Source organism: Sphingomonas sp. DMC8 (assembly GCF_056314185.1).
The window spans coordinates 22,364-39,431 of record NZ_JBQUYV010000003.1 but is presented as its reverse complement, the minus strand read 5'-3'; the positions used below and the strand labels follow the sequence as shown (position 1 = coordinate 39,431).

Annotated in this window: 17 protein-coding genes; 6 read left to right on the top strand and 11 right to left on the bottom strand. The window is 67.2% G+C overall.

Annotated features, from left to right (window positions below):
- Window positions 1-7: 7 nt before the first annotated feature.
- Window positions 8-2,314 carry an ATP-dependent helicase gene (locus tag ACT53K_RS07810; RefSeq protein ID WP_476228037.1) on the bottom strand — a complete coding sequence of 769 codons (2,307 nt, stop codon included), beginning with the start codon at window positions 2,312-2,314 and terminating at the stop codon, window positions 8-10.
- A 120-nt stretch (window positions 2,315-2,434) separates the two neighbouring features.
- Here ACT53K_RS07810 and ACT53K_RS07805 point away from each other — a divergent pair, with 120 nt between their 5' ends.
- Window positions 2,435-2,629 (top strand): hypothetical protein, encoded by a 195-nt coding sequence (locus ACT53K_RS07805; protein ID WP_476228036.1) that lies wholly within the window; start codon window positions 2,435-2,437, stop codon window positions 2,627-2,629.
- Window positions 2,630-2,698: 69 nt separating this feature from the next.
- Entirely contained in the window at window positions 2,699-4,342 is a 1,644-nt protein-coding gene (locus ACT53K_RS07800) for an inorganic phosphate transporter (RefSeq protein ID WP_476228035.1), read from the top strand.
- A 35-nt stretch (window positions 4,343-4,377) separates the two neighbouring features.
- Here the strand turns inward: ACT53K_RS07800 and ACT53K_RS07795 are convergent, their stop codons facing one another.
- Window positions 4,378-4,563, bottom strand: coding sequence for a hypothetical protein (locus ACT53K_RS07795; protein ID WP_476228034.1), 186 nt, complete (start codon window positions 4,561-4,563; stop codon window positions 4,378-4,380).
- A gap of 164 nt (window positions 4,564-4,727) precedes the next feature.
- On the opposite strand from ACT53K_RS07795, the gene ACT53K_RS07790 reads away from it, so the two are divergent.
- Window positions 4,728-6,014 (top strand): MFS transporter, encoded by a 1,287-nt coding sequence (locus ACT53K_RS07790; RefSeq protein ID WP_476228033.1) that lies wholly within the window; start codon window positions 4,728-4,730, stop codon window positions 6,012-6,014.
- A gap of 182 nt (window positions 6,015-6,196) precedes the next feature.
- On the opposite strand, the gene rsmD is transcribed toward ACT53K_RS07790, so the two are convergent.
- Both rsmD and ACT53K_RS07780 read right to left on the bottom strand, forming a co-directional pair.
- Window positions 6,197-6,736, bottom strand: a complete 540-nt coding sequence (rsmD, locus tag ACT53K_RS07785) for a 16S rRNA (guanine(966)-N(2))-methyltransferase RsmD (protein WP_476228032.1) — start codon at window positions 6,734-6,736, stop codon at window positions 6,197-6,199.
- Window positions 6,736-8,028, bottom strand: coding sequence for a pseudouridine synthase (locus ACT53K_RS07780; RefSeq protein WP_476228031.1), 1,293 nt, complete (start codon window positions 8,026-8,028; stop codon window positions 6,736-6,738). Before ACT53K_RS07780 ends, rsmD begins: the two co-directional genes overlap by 1 nt.
- A 107-nt stretch (window positions 8,029-8,135) precedes the next feature.
- Between ACT53K_RS07780 and ACT53K_RS07775 the strand changes: the two genes are divergently transcribed.
- Window positions 8,136-8,588 carry a response regulator gene (locus ACT53K_RS07775; protein WP_476228356.1) on the top strand — a complete coding sequence of 151 codons (453 nt, stop codon included), beginning with the start codon at window positions 8,136-8,138 and terminating at the stop codon, window positions 8,586-8,588.
- 13 nt (window positions 8,589-8,601) lie between these two features.
- Here ACT53K_RS07775 and ACT53K_RS07770 read toward each other — a convergent pair whose 3' ends face one another.
- Entirely contained in the window at window positions 8,602-8,745 is a 144-nt protein-coding gene (locus tag ACT53K_RS07770) for a hypothetical protein (RefSeq protein ID WP_476228030.1), read from the bottom strand.
- A 648-nt stretch (window positions 8,746-9,393) separates the two neighbouring features.
- Here ACT53K_RS07770 and ACT53K_RS07765 point away from each other — a divergent pair.
- Entirely contained in the window at window positions 9,394-10,680 is a 1,287-nt protein-coding gene (locus ACT53K_RS07765) for an MFS transporter (protein WP_476228355.1), read from the top strand.
- 6 nt (window positions 10,681-10,686) lie between these two features.
- The gene (locus tag ACT53K_RS07760; protein ID WP_476228029.1) at window positions 10,687-11,436 is read left to right on the top strand and encodes a tetratricopeptide repeat protein; all 750 of its coding nucleotides are present in this window, start codon (window positions 10,687-10,689) and stop codon (window positions 11,434-11,436) included.
- Here the strand turns inward: ACT53K_RS07760 and ACT53K_RS07755 are convergent.
- The 6 genes from ACT53K_RS07755 to ACT53K_RS07730 all read right to left on the bottom strand — a co-directional run bounded on the left by ACT53K_RS07755 (window position 11,433) and on the right by ACT53K_RS07730 (window position 17,058).
- Window positions 11,433-11,864, bottom strand: coding sequence for a DUF6628 family protein (locus ACT53K_RS07755; RefSeq protein ID WP_476228028.1), 432 nt, complete (start codon window positions 11,862-11,864; stop codon window positions 11,433-11,435). The two genes, ACT53K_RS07760 and ACT53K_RS07755, sit on opposite strands and share 4 nt — an antisense overlap.
- 83 nt (window positions 11,865-11,947) lie before the next feature.
- The gene (locus ACT53K_RS07750) at window positions 11,948-13,264 is read right to left on the bottom strand and encodes a bifunctional folylpolyglutamate synthase/dihydrofolate synthase (protein WP_476228027.1); all 1,317 of its coding nucleotides are present in this window, start codon (window positions 13,262-13,264) and stop codon (window positions 11,948-11,950) included.
- A gap of 135 nt (window positions 13,265-13,399) precedes the next feature.
- The gene (accD, locus tag ACT53K_RS07745; RefSeq protein WP_476228026.1) at window positions 13,400-14,260 is read right to left on the bottom strand and encodes an acetyl-CoA carboxylase, carboxyltransferase subunit beta; all 861 of its coding nucleotides are present in this window, start codon (window positions 14,258-14,260) and stop codon (window positions 13,400-13,402) included.
- Entirely contained in the window at window positions 14,257-15,069 is an 813-nt protein-coding gene (trpA, locus tag ACT53K_RS07740) for a tryptophan synthase subunit alpha (protein ID WP_476228025.1), read from the bottom strand. The genes accD and trpA overlap by 4 nt, the downstream gene beginning before the upstream one ends.
- 124 nt (window positions 15,070-15,193) lie before the next feature.
- Window positions 15,194-16,423: a tryptophan synthase subunit beta gene (gene trpB, locus ACT53K_RS07735; protein ID WP_476228024.1), complete on the bottom strand. Its 1,230-nt coding sequence runs from the start codon at window positions 16,421-16,423 to the stop codon at window positions 15,194-15,196.
- Window positions 16,420-17,058, bottom strand: coding sequence for a phosphoribosylanthranilate isomerase (locus tag ACT53K_RS07730; protein ID WP_476228023.1), 639 nt, complete (start codon window positions 17,056-17,058; stop codon window positions 16,420-16,422). The genes trpB and ACT53K_RS07730 overlap by 4 nt, the downstream gene beginning before the upstream one ends.
- Between the last annotated feature and the right edge of the window lie 10 nt (window positions 17,059-17,068).

Genomic DNA, 17,068 nt, shown 5'->3' with positions numbered 1-17,068 from the left:
GAGGGACTCAGCCCAGGCTGACGAAACTGTCCATCACGCGCTTGCGGCCGGCCTGTTCGAAGTCGATTTCCAGCTTGTTGCCTTCGATCTCGGCAATCGTGCCATAGCCGAACTTCTGGTGGAACACGCGCATGCCGATCGCGAGGTCGGCGCGGGGCTTGGCGCCGAAGCTGACCGCCGAAGCGCGGCTTTCCAACACCCGCGCCGGCTCGCGACTGAAGGTCCGTGCCGCGAAACTGCCGCCGGGATTCTTGGGATCGACACCGGCGGCGCGTTGCCAGCCGGGGCCGCGCCCAGTGCCGCGGGACGTGTCGGCAAAGGGATCGCTGCGCTCGCTCCAGTTGGCGCGCCACAGGCTTTCGCCGCCGCTCATGCTGTTTTCCGATTCGACATGCTCGGGCGGCAGCTCGGCGATGAAGCGGCTCGGCAGGCTGGAAGTCCACTGGCCGTAGATGCGGCGATTGGCCGCGTGAAGGATCGTCGCCTGCCGCCGCGCGCGGGTAATCGCGACATAGGCCAGGCGCCGCTCTTCCTCCAGGCTGGCGAGCCCGCCTTCGTCGAGTGCGCGCTGCGAGGGGAAAATGCCTTCTTCCCAGCCGGCGAGAAACACCGTGTCGAACTCCAGCCCCTTGGCGGCGTGGATGGTCATGATGGTGACCTTGGGTTCCTCCGCACTCGCCTCATTGTCCATGACCAGGCTGACATGTTCGAGGAAGGCCGACAGGCTTTCATATTCCTCCATCGCCCGGACGAGTTCGTTCAGGTTTTCGAGCCGGCCGGCGGCCTCGGCGGTGCGGTCGGCCTGCCACATCGCGGTATAGCCGCTCTCGTCGAGGATGATGCGGGCGAGATCGGGGTGCTGCAGGTCGTTCCCCATGCTCCGCCAGCGCGCCATGTCGCCGACCAGATTGCCGAGCGCGCGGCGTGCCTGCGGGGTCAGTTCGTCGGTATCGAGAATGCGCGCGGCGGCGGTGGTGAGCGGAATATCCTGTGCGCGGGCGAACTGATGGACCTTGGCCAGCGCCTTGTCGCCGAGGCCGCGCTTGGGGACATTGACGATACGCTCGAACGCCAGATCGTCGGCCGGCTGCGCGACGACGCGCAGATAGGCGAGCGCATCGCGGATTTCCTGCCGCTCATAGAAGCGGAAGCCGCCGATGATGCGGTAGGGCAGGCCGATCGCGATGAAGCGGTCTTCGAACTCGCGGGTCTGGTGCTGGGCGCGGACGAGGATCGCGGTGGCATCGAGGCTAAGGCCGCCGCGTTGCAGCGCCTCGATCTCGTCGCCCACGCGGCGGGCCTCCTCGGGTCCGTCCCAGACGCCGAGCACCTTCACCTTTTCGCCGACATCCTTTTCGGTCCACAGCGTTTTGCCGAGCCGTCCGCCATTGTTGGCGATCACGCCGGAGGCCGCGCCCAGAATGTGCGGGGTGGAGCGATAATTCTGTTCCAGCCGGATCACCCGCGCGCCGGGGAAGTCCTTCTCGAACTTCAGGATATTTTCCACCTGCGCGCCGCGCCAGCTATAGATCGACTGGTCGTCGTCGCCCACGCAGCAGATGTTCTTGCGCTCCTGGGCGAGCAGCCGCAGCCACAGATACTGGACGGCGTTGGTATCCTGATACTCGTCGACCATGATGTACCGGAAACGCTGCTGATACTGCGCCAGCACCTCGCGATCGGTCTTGAGGATGGTCAGCATGTGGAGCAGCAGGTCGCCAAAGTCACAGGCGTTCAGCAGCCGCAACCGTTCCTGATATTGCGCGTAGAGCGATTGGCCGCGTCCGTTTGCATACGCCTCGGATTCGCCGGCATCGAGATCGGCGGGGGTGAGTCCGCGATTCTTCCAGCCGTCGATCAGCCCGGCGAGCTGGCGCGCAGGCCAGCGTTTCTCGTCCAGCTCGTTGGCGACGATCAGTTGCTTCAGCAGCCGCAACTGGTCGTCAGTGTCGAGGATGGTGAAGTTGCTCTGCAGCCCGACCAGTTCGGCATGGCGACGCAGCATCTTCGCGCCGATCGCGTGAAAAGTGCCCAGCCACGGCATGCCCTCCACCGCCTCGCCGACCAGGCGGCCGACGCGCTCCTTCATTTCCCGCGCAGCCCGGTTGGTGAAGGTTACGGCCAGGATTTCAGAGGGATAGGCGCGCCGCGTCCACAGCAGATGCGCCAGCCGCGCAGTCAGCGCTGCCGTCTTGCCCGTTCCCGCGCCGGCCAACACCAGCACCGGCCCGTCGGTGGTGAGCACGGCTTCGCGCTGGGGGTCGTTCAGGCCCGAAAGATAGGGGGCGTCCGGCAAGGGCGTGGGATGCGACATTCGCGAACAACTAGGGAACGAAGCGGCGCCCCGCAAGCGCCAGCGCGCTGCGACGAGCGGCCCAAGTCCTCGATTGCGCGACCCGCCCTCGATCGGTATGAGGCGCCGCAGGAAATCCCGATGGCAACTCCGAAACTATCTCGCCGGCTCAAGGTGCGGCTCGCGGCGGTGCTTACGCTCGCCATCGTCGCAGCCTTTGTTGCGTGGCGGGAGGGGGACCATGCGCGGGCGCCGGCCTGTCAGGCAGGCCGGCATGAGGAGAAGGATGCCAGCGGAAAGGTCGTGCAAATTACGCACACCGAATGCCTTCGCTGACATCTATGTATCCCGCGTCACCAAACCGTCATCATCCTGTCACAAGCTACAGCCAGAGGCGCTAACATCATGGCGACGCTCGCAATGGAACAAGGTTCGCAGGCGGAATCGCCGCGAAGTCCCCGATTCTCTGAGAAAACGCATCCCGTTGCACGGTTGCTGTTTGGCCTCCTTCTGGTCGGCGGTCTGGCCTTTGCCGGCTGGAGCATTTTCGTCGACACGCGCGAGGCGGGCGAACAGCTTGCGCTGGGCGTTTTCGCGTTTCTGGGGCTCGCGCTGATCATCGCGCTTGGCTTCGAGTTCGTAAACGGCTTCCACGACACGGCCAACGCCGTTGCGACGGTGATCTACACCAATTCGATGCCGGCCCAGCTGGCGGTGGTGTGGTCCGGTTTCTTCAATTTCCTGGGCGTGATGGTGTCGAGCGGCGCCGTTGCCTATTCGATCATCACCCTGCTGCCGGTCGATCTGATTCTGAACGTCGGCTCCTCCGCCGGCTTTGCGATGATCTTCTCGCTGCTGCTGGCGGCGGTGCTATGGAACCTGGCAACCTGGTATGTCGGGCTCCCCAATTCTTCCAGCCACGCGCTGATCGGTTCGGTACTCGGCGTCGGTTTTGCCAACCAGATCATCCTCAGTGGATCGCGCGGCGGCACCGCCGGCGTCGACTGGAGCCAGGCGATGAAGGTCTTCTCGGCGCTGTTCTGGAGCCCGCTGATGGGCTTTGCGGGCGCGCTGCTGCTGATCCTGTTGATGCGCGTGCTGTTCATGAAGCGGCCGCAGCTCTTTCAGGCGCCCGCCGGCAATGCGCCGCCGCCGCGCGGCATTCGCGCGCTGCTGATCGGCACCTGCACCGCCGTTTCGTTCTTCCACGGCTCGAATGACGGTCAGAAGGGCATGGGGCTCATCATGCTGATCCTGATCGGCTGCGCCCCTACCGCCTATGCGCTCAACCGCACGCTGCCCGCCAGTGCGACCGCCGCATTCGTGCAGACTTCGGAGGCAGCAACTGCCGTGTTCGACGCGCGCAGCGGTGGGCTCACCATGACTCCGGTCGATGCACGCGCGACGCTGACGGACGCGCTGCAGCACCGCAAGGCCGAAGGCCCCAAGGTCTATGCCGCGCTGGAAACGCTGTCGAAGAACCTTGTTGAGCGCGTCTCCGGTTACGGGTCGCTGAGCAAGGTGCCGGCGCGCGCGACCTCGAACGTCCGCAACGACATGTATCTGGTGCTCGACACCACCAAGCTCGCGACCAAGAAGCCCGACGGTTTCAAGCCCGAGGAGCTGAAGGTCGTGAAAGCATATCAGGACGGGCTGGAAACCGGCACGCGCTTCATTCCGCTGTGGGTGAAGATCGTCGTCGCGATCGCGCTAGGCCTCGGGACGATGATTGGCTGGAAGCGCATCGTCGTCACCGTCGGCGAGAAGATCGGCAAGCAGCACATGACCTATGGCATGGGCGCCGCCGCCGAAATCGTCGCCGCTGCGACGATCATGGGCGCGGACCATCTTGGCGTGCCGGTATCGACGACGCACATCCTGTCTTCGGGTGTGGCGGGTGCTTCGGTGGGCAGCGGTGCGGGACTGCAGGCGCGGACGATCCGCAATATGGCGCTGGCATGGCTGATGACGTTGCCGGCGGCGATGCTGCTGTCGGGCAGTCTTTACTGGCTGATGCTCACCGCGGTCCGCACCTTCGGGCTGCACTGAGCGACGCGGCGGGGCCGCCGGCCCCGCCTTCCAGCCTACAGGCTGACACTTTCGCGTTGCAGGTCGTGCACGGCAAGGTGGAGGCTTTGCCCCACGCCCTGCGTATCGGCGCGCAGATTGGCTTTCAAATGGTCCATCGGGTTGTAGCAAGCAACCAGCAGGCCCGCCGAAGCGGCGAACAGGGTTGCGTAGACCAGACGCTTCACAGGCGATTCGCGCATTATCCGTCTCCCTAAATCCGGTGCAGCGAGTGCAGGTGTTCGCTACCGAAACAAAGGTGACCGCTCGCTGAACGAGATGGCGTGACGTTCCGGCGAACCCCGCAAAAGCGCGTGCTTGACCCGCGCGCGCGCTGCGCCGAGTTAAGGGGCGGGGAGGAAGACGCATGAACTCAGCACCCGCCGCATCGCACCGGCGCATCCTGTTCGCGAGCCTGGTTGGCACCTCGGTCGAATTCTACGACTTCTATATTTACGCCACCGCGACGGCGCTGGTGTTCGGACCACTCTTCTTTCCTGCGCAGGAACCCTGGCTGCAGCAGGTTGCGGCCTATGCCAGCTTCAGCGTCGCGTTCTTCGCACGACCGCTCGGCGGGCTGGTGTTCGGCCATTTCGGCGACCGGCTGGGGCGCAAGTCCACGCTCGTCGCGTCGCTGATGCTGATGGGGCTCTCGACCGTGCTGATCGGCTGTCTGCCGACGCATGCGCTGATCGGGTGGGTGGCGCCGCTGCTGCTGTGCCTGTTGCGGTTCGGACAGGGCTTCGGCCTGGGCGGCGAATGGGGCGGGGCGAGCCTGCTCGCCGTGGAATATGCGCCCAAGGGCTGGGCCTATCGCTATGGCAGCTTTCCCCCGCTCGGCGCGCCGGTTGGGTTCATCGCCGCCAATGGCCTGTTCCTGATCCTCGGCACGTTCCTCGATGATGCCGCATTTCGCGACTGGGGATGGCGGCTGCCCTTCATCGCCAGCGCGGTGCTGGTGGGCCTGGGCCTGTGGGTGCGACTGCGCATTGCCGAGACCCCGGCCTTCAAGGAAGTGGTCGAACACGGCCACCCGCCGCAGGTGCCGCTGGGCGAACTCGTCCGCCGCCATCTGGGGCCGACGATTGCCGGCACGCTGGGTACGATCGCCTGCTTCGCGCTCTTCTATGTCGCTACGCTGTTCGCGATCGGCTTCGGTACCAAGAGCCTGCACTATCCGCGCGAGGCGTTTCTGGGCGTCGAACTGGCGGCGATCCTGTTCATGGCGCTCGGCATCGGGCTGGCCGGCTGGCTGGCTGATCGGCGGGGGCCGGGGCTGGCGCTGACACTTGGCTGTGTCGCGATGATCCCGCTGGGCGTCGCGATGCCCTGGCTGCTGGTGCCGGGCGCGCTGGGCACCGTGTTCGTGTGGCTTGCCGCAGGGCTGTTCGTGATGGGTTTCGTCTACGGCCCGCTTGGGGGCTGGCTGCCGAGCCTGTTCCCGGCGCGCGTGCGCTATACCGGCGTGTCGGTCACCTTCAATCTTGGCGGCATATTGGGCGGCGGGCTGACGCCGCTGATCGCCGAAACGCTGGTGCAGCGGGGCGGAATCGGCATGGTCGGCTGGTATCTGGCGGGCGCGGCACTGCTCAGCCTCGCCGGGCTGGCGCTGGTGCGGCGGGTTTATTCGGCGGAGATAGAGGCAGTGGTGTAATATCCGGGCGCAGGGAGGTTGCCCCAGCCCAACACTGTCATCCCAGCGAATCCTGGGATCTCGAGCGGTAGCGGTCCAACGGCACAACTAAGGCTCCGAGAGACCCCAGCGTTCGCTGGGGTGACGGCGAGCAAGCCGCTGGTGGCAGCCGGTAGCCTAAGGCGCGACGTCCAGCATCCCGGTCATCCCGCCCGCAGCAGTGTCAGCCGTGCCTTGCCGTGGATGCGGTCGGCATCGACCACGAAGCCTTCCACCGCCACGGCCTCGTCGCGCGCGGTTTCAATGCTGATCCAGGTGCCGGGGCTGGTCCAGCCTAGCCGCGCCAGCTTGTCGAGCGCGACGGCGCCCGCGCCGGTGCCATAGGGCGGGTCCATCAGGATCAGGTCCAGCGGTGCGCGGGCCGGGCCGAGCGCGAGGACCGATCCGGGGCGCACATCCGCGCCCTTGGCTCCCAGCTTGGCGATATTGGCCTTCAGTATATCGAGCGCGGCGCGGTCCTGTTCGACGAACAGGCACGAAGCGGCGCCGCGCGACAGTGCCTCCAGCCCGAGTGCCCCCGATCCGGCGAAGAAGTCGCCCACGGCCAGCCCCTCGAAACTACCGAGGCGCGAGGCGAGCATCGAGAACAGCGCCTCGCGGGTACGGTCGGCGGTCGGGCGAGTCGTGTCCCCCTTGGGTGCGGCAAGCGGGCGGCCGCGCCATTCCCCGGCGATGATCCGCATCAGCTACGCCCCCGCGGCGGGCGGGGCGAGGCGCCGGGGCGACCGGGTCTGCCACCGCCACTCGAACGCGGCGGACGCGGACCACGCGGCCGCTCGTCGCCATTGCCGGCGGAACGGGGCGGGCGGCCGCGTTCGATGCCGTGTTCCCCACCGCGGGGCGAGCGGGCGCGTTCTCCGGACTGTTCGCCGCGGGCGTCGCGGCGGCCGCGCGGCCGATCGACCAGATCGCCGGGGCGCGGATCTTGCGCATCGCGAAATGCCTTGGCGCGGGCAGCACGCGCGGGTTTGGCTACGCCGCCTTCCAATGCGCGCGCGGAGAGTTTTCCGGCGGTCCGGGCGCGCTCCTCGCCGGCTACGGGCTTTGCCTTGGCCTTCGGGGTGGTTCGGGCGGTGAAGGTTGGCCCCTTGGGCGCCGCGGGCGCTGGGCGCGCGATGCGACGGCGCCCTTCCGGTTCCACTTTAGCCGCGGGCTTTTCGGCCGGCTCCACCACGCGCTGGCGCACCGCAAATTGCAGGTTCGACGCCGCTTTTCCGCCGCCGGGCTTGGACAGCACGGTGCGGAAGGTGATGAGGTCGGCCTGGCGGATCTCGTCCACATCGCCCGCCGGAAGGTCGCCCAGGTAGAAGGGGCCGTAGCGGGTGCGGATCAGCCGGCTGACCTGCAGGCCGAGATATTCGAGCACGCGGCGCACTTCGCGGTTCTTGCCCTCGGTCAGGGTCATTTCGATCCACAGATTGGCGCCGGTCCGCCGCTCGATATTGGCGTTGATCGGGCCGTAGCGGACGCCTTCGATCTCGACTCCGAGCATCAGATCTTCAAGCTGTTCCTGACTCACCTGGCCATAGGCGCGGGCGCGATAGGTCCGCTCCACCCCGCTCGACGGCAGTTCGAGCTGGCGTTTCAGCTCGCCGTCCGTGGTCAGCAGCAGCAGTCCCTCGGTATTGAGGTCGAGCCGGCCGACCGGCATCACGCGCGGCAGCCCCTCCGGCATCCGGTCGTAAATGGTCGGGCGGCCGGTAAAATCGCGTTCTGCGGTAAGTAGTCCGGCGGCTTTGTGATAACGGAACAGGCGTGCGGGTGCCGGCTGGGCGACCGGCTTCCCATCAACAGTGACGCCGTGCAGCGAGGTAAGGATGGTTGCTGGCGTATCGAGGACGGCGCCATTCAGGGCGATCCGCCCCTCGGCAATCATCCGTTCGATCTCGCGACGCGAGGCGATGCCGGCGCGGGCGAGCAGCTTGGCGATACGCTGCGGCGTACCGCCCGATTTGGGAGGCTTGGTTTCAGACACTGCGGCGATATAGCGATTATGACTGCGCGGGCAAAAATTTATACGGCGCAGAGACGCTTTTCGCGCGTTAGGCGCCTGGAAAGCAGCAGAATATGGATGCGAAACGAATGCGGTTCGGCAGGAAGAAGCGGCGTATCGAACAGCTTCTCGTCGTGGAGGACGAGCCGCTGGTGGCGTTTGATACCGAACATTTCCTGCGCGAGTCGGGCTTTCGCATTGTGGCCACGGTCGATTCGGTCAGCGATGCGACTCGCGTGATCGGCGGCGGGGGCGGGCTCGATCTCGTCCTGGCCGACATCAATCTGGCCGATGGCAGCGGGGTGGAGGTGGCGCAGGCGGCGCAGGAGCGCGGCGTACCGGTACTGTTCGTGACGGGAAGCTGCCCGGCGGACGCGCGGGCGCTGGCAGCGGGGTGTCTCGCCAAGCCCTATGCCCAGCGCGATCTGCTTGCGGCGATCGAAGCCATCGAAGCGGCGCTGACGGGCAGCGCGCTGCCGCGGCGCCTGCCACCCAGCTTCAGCCTGTTTTTCGGCCAGAGCGAGGATCAGCGGCCGGGCTAAAAACCTTTCGCGATCAATGCCAGAAAAGCGCCACGACGACACCTGCCCAACTGAACACCGACGCCAATACCGCCAGTTTTGCCACGATCGCGGCGGGCGAGGCCGGCTGGGGGCGAGCGATGCTGCGGGCAGTGGGACGCGACGGGGAGCGCGGCATTGGCGGTTCTCCTGTTATCTACTTCCTACGTTATAGATGCGCTTCCTGAACGGCAGCCTGAACAAAGGGGGTTAGCAACAGGTTTTTTTGCATGCGGGCGCAGTCCGGCGGCTGCACGGCGCGGTGGAGGCTATTCTCCCCCGAAAATTCGGCTAGTTTCCGCCGCGAATGTCGAACCAAACCACTCCGCAATCCGCGCCTTCCGCTTCGCGCGGCGCCGATCTCCTCGCCCTTGCTGCGCTGATCGCTGCCCTGGGGGCGCTTGCGTTGCCCTGGATCACCATCGCGTTGCCGGGCGCAGCGCCGGTGCCGGTGCGCGGGCTTGCCTTCGTTACCGGCTGGCAGGGGACGGGCAAGGCGGTGCTTGCCCCGTCGATGACGTTCCTGCTGGGGCTGATCGCGCTTGCCGCCACGCTGGTGCTGGGCGTGTTGTGGCGGCGTCGCGGCGGCGCGAGCCTGATCGTCGGCGGCAGTCTGGTGAGCGCCGTGCTGATCGCGCTGGCGGTGCTGTTTACGCTGTTCTCGCCGCCCAAGGGGCTCGCGGGGGCGGCGCTGGCGCCCGCGCTGGGCTTCCCACTCGCGCTGGCGGCTTTGGTCATCGCATTCTTCGCCGCGCGTGCCGGGGCGCCGGCGGACTGGCGGGCAGACCTGCCTGAAGGTGTGCGGCCCTATTTCGAGCGCGGGCCGCTTGCGTCCTTCGCGCTGGGGCTGTCGTCGGGCTTTCCCTTCGCGATGATCGGGGCGACGCTGACCAGCCGGCTTGCGCAGGGCGGCATCGACAAGTCGACGGTGACGGCGTTCACGCTTGCCATCCTCGTCTATAACCTGAAGCCTTTCTGGGCCTGGATCGTCGACGGCGTGCCGATCCCGCTGCTGGGGCGGCTGGGGCAGCGGGTTTCCTGGCTGATCCTCGCCGGCGCGCTGGTGGTGGCGGCGACGGCGAACCTTGCACTGGTGCATCCCGACCCGGTCAATATCTGGTCCACCGTCTATGCCGCCATCCTGATGGGCGTGGCGGGCGCGACGTTCGACATCGTGATCGATGGCTATCGCATCGAAATCCTGAAGCCGAGCGAGTTGGGTTATGGTTCGGGCATGGGCCAATATGGCTGGCGCATCGGTTCAGCCGGCGCCGGCGCGCTGGCGCTGGTGATCGCCGGCCGCGCAGGGTGGAGCGCGGGCTATCTCTTCTGCGCCCTGTTCGCCGTGCCGGCAGTCGTGACCGGCCTGCTGATCGGCGAGCCGGAGCGCCACCGCCCGCCGGCCGAGCGCCGCAGCGTCGAAACCGTCGTCCGCGCCATCTGGGGGCCGTTCGTGCAGTTCTTCGCGCGGGAAGGCGCATGGATCGTCCTGGCCTTCATCCTGGTCCACAAGATCGGCGACACGCTGGCGAACCTGACCTTCCGGCTGTTGTTCAACGATCTTGGCTTCAGCAACGACGAGATTGCGTTCTACGACGTATCGCTCGGCTTTCTCGCCTTCATGATCGGCGTGTTTCTGGGCGGCGTGATGTATGCGCGGATGGGCATGAAGCGATCGGTGATGCTCAGCCTGATCCTGATGGCGGTTTCCAACCTCAGCTTCGCCATTCTCGCCGCGATGGGCCATTCCAACATCGTCATGGCGGGGGCGATCGGGTTCGAGAATATCTCCAGCGGGATTGGCGGCGTGGTGGTGATCGCCTATTTCTCGGCGCTGACCGACCTGCGCTTCACGGCCGCGCAATATGCGCTGATTTCGGCGGGCGCCAGCATCCTGGGTCGTTTCATCACCGGCACGACTGCGGGTGCGCTGATCAAGGCGATGGGCTATATCGACTTCTACATCTTCACCACGATCATCGCGCTGCCCGGCGTGGCGATCTACTGGTGGATGATGCGGACCGGCCTGGTCGATCGATCGATCGGCAGTGCGGGGACGACGGGGGAGCACTGACCGAACATGCCGTATCTGGTGATACTGGGAATCCAGGTGCTGTGCATTGTCCACCTGATGCGGCACAGCCGGAACCCGATGTGGTTCGGCGCGCTGATTTTCCTGCCGATGGTCAGCGCCATTGCCTATCTGATCGTCGAGATACTGCCCGGCATGGGCACCAACCGCCACGTTCGCACCGTCCGCGCCCGAGCCGTTGCGGCGCTGGACCCCGAGCGCGAGTTGCGCGCCGCCCGTGAAGCGCTGGAACTCGCCGATACCGCCGCCAACCGGCTGCGGATGGCCGATGCGCTGGTGGCGCTGGGGCGCTGGAGCGAGGCGGTGCCGCTATACCGCCACGCGTTGGCGCTGCTGCACGGCAGCGGCGATCCGCGCATCGAAGCGAAGCTTGCGGCGGCGCTGCACGAGACAGGGCAGAGCGAAGAGGCGCTGCTGATACTCGACGCGCTGCCCGACCCGGGCGGCCAGAGCGAGCGCGACCGGCTGGGTCTGCTCCGCGCCAAGATCTACGAACATCTCGGGCGCACGGGCGACGCGCTAGCGCTCTATGCCGATGTGTCGACCCGCTACACCGGGGAAGAGGCGCGGTGCCGCTATGCGGCGCTGCTGATCGAGACCGGCGACACGGTAACGGCACGCGCGGTGCTCGAAGAAGTCGAGTTCCGCATGAAGCGGATGGATCGCCAGCAGCGCGCCGCCGAGGCCGACATGTATCGCTGGGCGAGCGACACGCTGGCGCGGCTGCGGCGGGGTTAGGCGTCCAGCGGCAGCGCCAGGTCCGCAAAACTCTCGGCCAGGGCGTGGGCGGTAGGGATCAGCCCGCGCGCATCGCGGATGCCGAGCAGGTCGCCCAGCAATAATGCCGTCGCTTGCGGGTTGGTCTGCACCTTGGCCAGTGCCGCCAGCAGCGCCGCTTCGCTGGCCGTCATCCGCGGGCAGCACCAGGGCGCGATCTGCACCGGCCCCGCGGCCGCCGCGGACATTTCCTGCATCAGCGCGCGCAGCAGCACCAGCGGACGGCGGAACTGTTTGCCAAAGGCAACCATGAAGGCGTGCGCCGCGCTTGCATCCTGCAAGCCGTGTGCGCCGGTCTGGCGGATGCCGAACAGCAACAGCCGCGCGCCCGGATCCTCCGGCTGGAACTGGGGCAGGGCAGTGGCAAGGCTCTGGACGGACACGGGCATGGGACTCTCCGGCTGGCTACCGGAAGCATCATGCAAATTCGCTATTGATAGTCAATCGCAATAACTGCGGGTTGCGCGCTGCGTCAGTCCGGCAGTTCGCCATTGGCCTCCAGCACGGTCCCCGCGAGATAGAGCGAGCCCAGAATCAGCACGGCGGGCGATGCTTGTTGCGAGTGTTGCACAATAAGCGACAGCGCCTCGGCGACATCGTTCGCCGTTGCGGTCGTCGGAATCGAAAGGTCGTGGCCGAGGGCTGCAAGCGTCTCAGGTGCGTGATGGGCATGGCCCGGCACGGGGACGGCCGTAATGCTGGCAAGGCGGTGCGCGATCGGGCCAAGCAGCCCCAGCGGATCCTTGTTCGCGAGCATGCCCAGAACGAGGTGGCAGGGGCGTCCCGGCGCCACCAGTGTCGCCACGCTGCCGGCAATCGCCTCGCCGGCAGCGGCATTATGCCCGCCGTCGAGCCAGCAATCGCTGCCCGGCGGTAGCAGCGCCGTCAGCGGACCGGCACCGAGCTTTTGCATGCGTGCAGGCCAGCGCGCGCCCGTGGCGGCAGCGGCAAGGGCGGTATCGGGAATGCCGAGCGCGGTCTGGTGGCGCAGCACGGCAAGGGCCAGCGCGAGGTTACCCGGCTGGTGCGGGCCGGCCAGCTGCGGCAGCGGCGTTTCTACCGTACCGCGGGAATCGCGATAGATCAGGCGGTCGCTTGCGACCGTGAAGTCCCACGCCGTGCCCTGCGCCAGCACCGGCGCGCCGGCTGCGGCAATCACAGCAGCAATCTCGGGATCGTAGCGCATCGTCACCAGCGGCACGCCGGGCTTGGCGATGCCAGCCTTTTCGCGGGCGATTTGCGGCAGCGTGTCGCCCAGAAACGCCTGATGGTCGATGCCGAGCTGGGCAATGGCCGTAGCGGCGGGGCGGGGCACGACGTTGGTCGCATCAAGCCGCCCGCCGAGCCCCACTTCCAGCACGCACGCATCTGCCGGTGTGCGGGAAAAGGCGAGAAAGGCGGCGGCCGTCGTCACTTCGAAGAAGCTCGCGCCGATGTCGCCGCCGGCATCGAGCACTTCCTCCAGCAGCGGCGCGAGGGTGTCGTCCTCGATCAGCCGACCGGCGAGGCGGATCCGCTCGTTGAAGCGGACGAGATGCGGGCTGGAATAGACATGCACGCGCAGTCCTGCCGCTTCCAGCGCCGCGCGTAGAAAGGCGCAGGTTGAGCCCTTGCCGTTGGTGCCGGCGACGTGGAGGACCGGCGGCAGGTGCAGATGCGGATTGCCGACACGTTCGAGCAGCCGGGTGATGCGCTCCAGGCCGAGAATGTCGGCGCCGGGGGAGAGCGCAGTCAGGCGATCGAGCTGGTGCTGGACGGATGGATCGGCGGAAATAGCGAAGTCAGGCATCGTTCCCCTCCCGCTTGCGGGAGGGGCTAGGGGAGGGGCCGACCTCGAAAGGGTAATCCGAAGCCAAGACCATTCCCTCCCCCGACCCCTCCCGCAAGCGGGAGGGGAGCGCATACGTCCAGCGCGTCGCTTGCATTACGCCGCGGCCTTGGCCTCGCACAGCAGGCCGATCAACCGGCCCAGCGTGTCGCGCAGTTCTTTGCGGTGCGTGACCATGTCGACCAGGCCGTGGTCGCGATAATATTCGCTGGTCTGGAAATCGTCGGGCAGTTTTTCGCGGATCGTGTTCTCGATCACGCGGCGGCCGGTGAAGGCGAGCGTGGCGCCCGGCTCGGCGATCTGGACGTCGCCCAGCATCGCATAGGCCGCCATCACGCCGCCCGAGGTCGGATCGGTCAGCACGACGATATAGGGAAGCCCCGCATCGTGCAGCATCTCGATCGCGACCGTGGTGCGCGGCATCTGCATCAGGCTGAGAATGCCTTCCTGCATCCGCGCGCCGCCCGAGGCGGTGAAGACGATGTACGGCGCGCGAGCGGCAATCGCGGCTTCGACACCGGCGATGAACGCCTCGCCCACTGCCTGGCCCATCGATCCGCCCATGAAGGCGAAATCCTGCACGCCGATCACGGCCTTGTGGCCCAGGATCGTGCCGCTGGCGTTCTGGAACGCATCCTGCTCGCCGGTGCTGGCGCGGGCGGCCTTCAGGCGTGCCGGATAGGGCTTGGAATCGCGGAACTTCAGCGGGTCTTCGCCCACCTTGGGGCTGGGCAGCAGCTTGAAACTGCCCTGGTCGAACAGGTGCTCGAACCGCTTTGCTGCGCCGATCCGGTCATGGTGCTGGCAGTGCGGGCAAACGTTCAGGTTCGCCTCGAACTCCTTCATGAAGACCATCTGCCCGCATCCCTTGCACTTGTGCCAGAGATTGTCGGGGCTCTCGGACCCGCGGGTGGTGACATAGGCGAGCGCGTTACGGACGCGCGAAATCCAGCTCATGCGACTTCCTTGCGTGCGGCGACCAGCGCCGTCTTCAATGTTTCGATATAGGTACGGACCGGTTCCGCCGCATCGGCGCCGTGACGGCCGACCAGCTCGACAATCGCCGACCCGACAACCACCCCGTCGGCAACGCGGCCGATCGCTGCCGCCTGTTCCGGGGTGCGGACGCCGAAACCGACTGCAATCGGCAAATCCGTGGCGGCCTTGAGCCGCGCAACCGCCGTCTCGATCGAACCCTGCGCCGCCTGTTGCAGGCCGGTGATGCCCGCGACCGAGACATAATAGAGGAAGCCCGAGGCACCTTCGAGCACCGCCGGCAGGCGGGCGGCGTCGGTGGTCGGCGTGGCAAGGCGGATATTGGCGATGCCGGCGGCGCGGAGTGCCTCGCCCAGGCTGTCGTCTTCCTCGGCGGGAATGTCGACGCAGATCACGCCGTCGGCACCGGCATCGCGCGCGGCGCTCGCGAACCATTCGGGGCCGCGCCGCGTCATCGGGTTGGCATAGCCCATCAGCACCAGCGGCACCTCCGGATGGCGCGCGCGGAATGCGGTGGCGATGGCGAGCACGTCGGCGGTGGTGGTGCCGGCGGCAAGGCTGCGCAGGTTCGCGGCCTGGATCGCCGGACCGTCGGCCATCGGATCGGTGAACGGCATGCCCAGCTCGATCACATCCGCGCCGCCCGCGACGAGCGCGTCGAGGATCGCGGCGGTGGCGCCCGGCGCGGGATCGCCGGCGGTGACGAAGGTGACCAGCGCGGCGCGGCCCTGATCGGCGGCACGGGCAAAGGCGTTGGCGAGGCGGGTCATTGCTCCCCTCCCGCTTGCGGGAGGGGCTGGGGGAGGGGATGGCAATTCGAGGTGAGGTCGGTCAGGCCCTCCCCCGACCCCTCCCGCAAGCGGAAGGGGAGCGCAGGCTGATAGCGCTTCATCATCACATCTTTACTCCCAGCGCTTCCGCGACGGTGAAGATGTCCTTGTCGCCGCGACCGCAGAGGTTGGCGAGGATCACCTTGTCGCGCGGCATGGTGCGGGCGACCTTGGCCACCGCCGCGATCGCATGGCTGGGCTCGAGCGCCGGAATGATGCCCTCGGTGCGGCAGAGCAGCTGGAAGGCGTCGAGTGCCTCGGTGTCGGTTACCGCCGTGTATTCCACGCGGCCGATGTCGCGCAGCCAGGCATGCTCGGGGCCGATGCCCGGATAGTCGAGCCCCGCCGAGATCGAGTGCGCCTCGGTGATCTGGCCGTCCTCGTCCTGCAACAGATAGGTACGGTTGCCGTGGAGGATGCCCGGCGCGCCGCCGGCGAGGCTGGCGGCATGGCGCTTGTCGAGCCCTTCGCCCGCCGCCTCGACACCCAGCATCTTCACGCTCGCATCGTCGAGGAACGGGTGGAACAGGCCGATCGCGTTGGAGCCGCCGCCGATCGCGGCGACCAGCAGGTCGGGCAGCTTGCCGGTGCGCTTCAGCATCTGTTCGCGCGCCTCGCGGCCGATCACCGACTGGAAATCGCGGACCAGCTCCGGATAGGGGTGCGGGCCGGCGGCGGTGCCGATGATGTAGAAGGTGTCGTGGACGTTCGCGACCCAGTCGCGCAGGCCCTCGTTCATCGCATCCTTCAGGGTCGCCGCGCCGCTGGTGACCGGCACCACTTCGGCGCCGAGCAGCTTCATGCGGAACACATTGGGCTGCTGCCGCGCCACGTCGGTCGCGCCCATATAGATGACGCAGGGCAGGCCGAAGCGGGCGCAGACCGTCGCGGTCGCCACGCCGTGCTGGCCGGCGCCGGTTTCGGCGATGATCCGCGTCTTGCCCATGCGCCGGGCAAGCAGGATCTGGCCGATGCAGTTGTTGATCTTGTGCGCGCCGGTGTGGTTGAGCTCGTCGCGCTTGAACCACACCTCTGCGCCCATGCCCTCGGGCGCACCTTCGCGCAGCGCCTCGGTCAGCCGCTCGGCATAATAAAGCGGGCTGGGGCGGCCGACATAATGTTCGAGTAGATCGTCGAATTCGGCCTGGAAAGCGGGATCGGCCTTGGCGGCTTCATACTCGCGCTCCAGGTCGAGGATCAGCGGCATCAGCGTTTCGGCGACGAAGCGTCCGCCGAACTGGCCGAAATGCCCGCGTTCGTCGGGCTGGGCGCGGAAGGAGTTAGGTGTGCTCATGATCGGGCCACGGCTTTAAGGAAAGCGGCGATCTTGTCCACATCCTTGACGCCCGGAGCGGCCTCTATGCCCGAAGAGACATCCACCAGCCGGGCACCGGTGGTGGCGATCGCCTCGCGGACATTGCCGGCATCGAGCCCGCCGGACAGGATCCAGGGCAGGGGATGGGCAAAGCCGTCGAGCAGCTTCCAGTCGAAGCGCAGCCCGGTGCCGCCGGGCACCTTGGCGCCTTCCGGGGCCTTGGCGTCGTAGAGCAGCCGGTCGGCGGCGCCGCGGAATGCGGCGGCCGGGATCAGGTCGGCGCGGGTCTTCACTGCCAGCGCCGCCCAGGTCTCGCGGCCGGTGCGGGCCTTTACCGCTGCTGCGCGCTCCGGCGTGACCTTGTGGAGCTGGATCACATCCAGCCGGCCGGCGGCGATGGCGGCGTCGAGCAGCGCATCGTCGGGATCGACGAACACGCCGACGCGCGCGACATGGGCGGGTACCTGCGCCGCCAGCCCGGCTGCCCGGTCGAAGCCGATATGGCGGGGGCTGGGGGGGAAGAAGACGAAACCGATATGGCTCGCCCCGCCGGCAATCGCGGCGGCAAGCGTCTCGGGCGTGGACAGGCCACAGATTTTGGCAGTCGCGGGCATGGCGATGCCC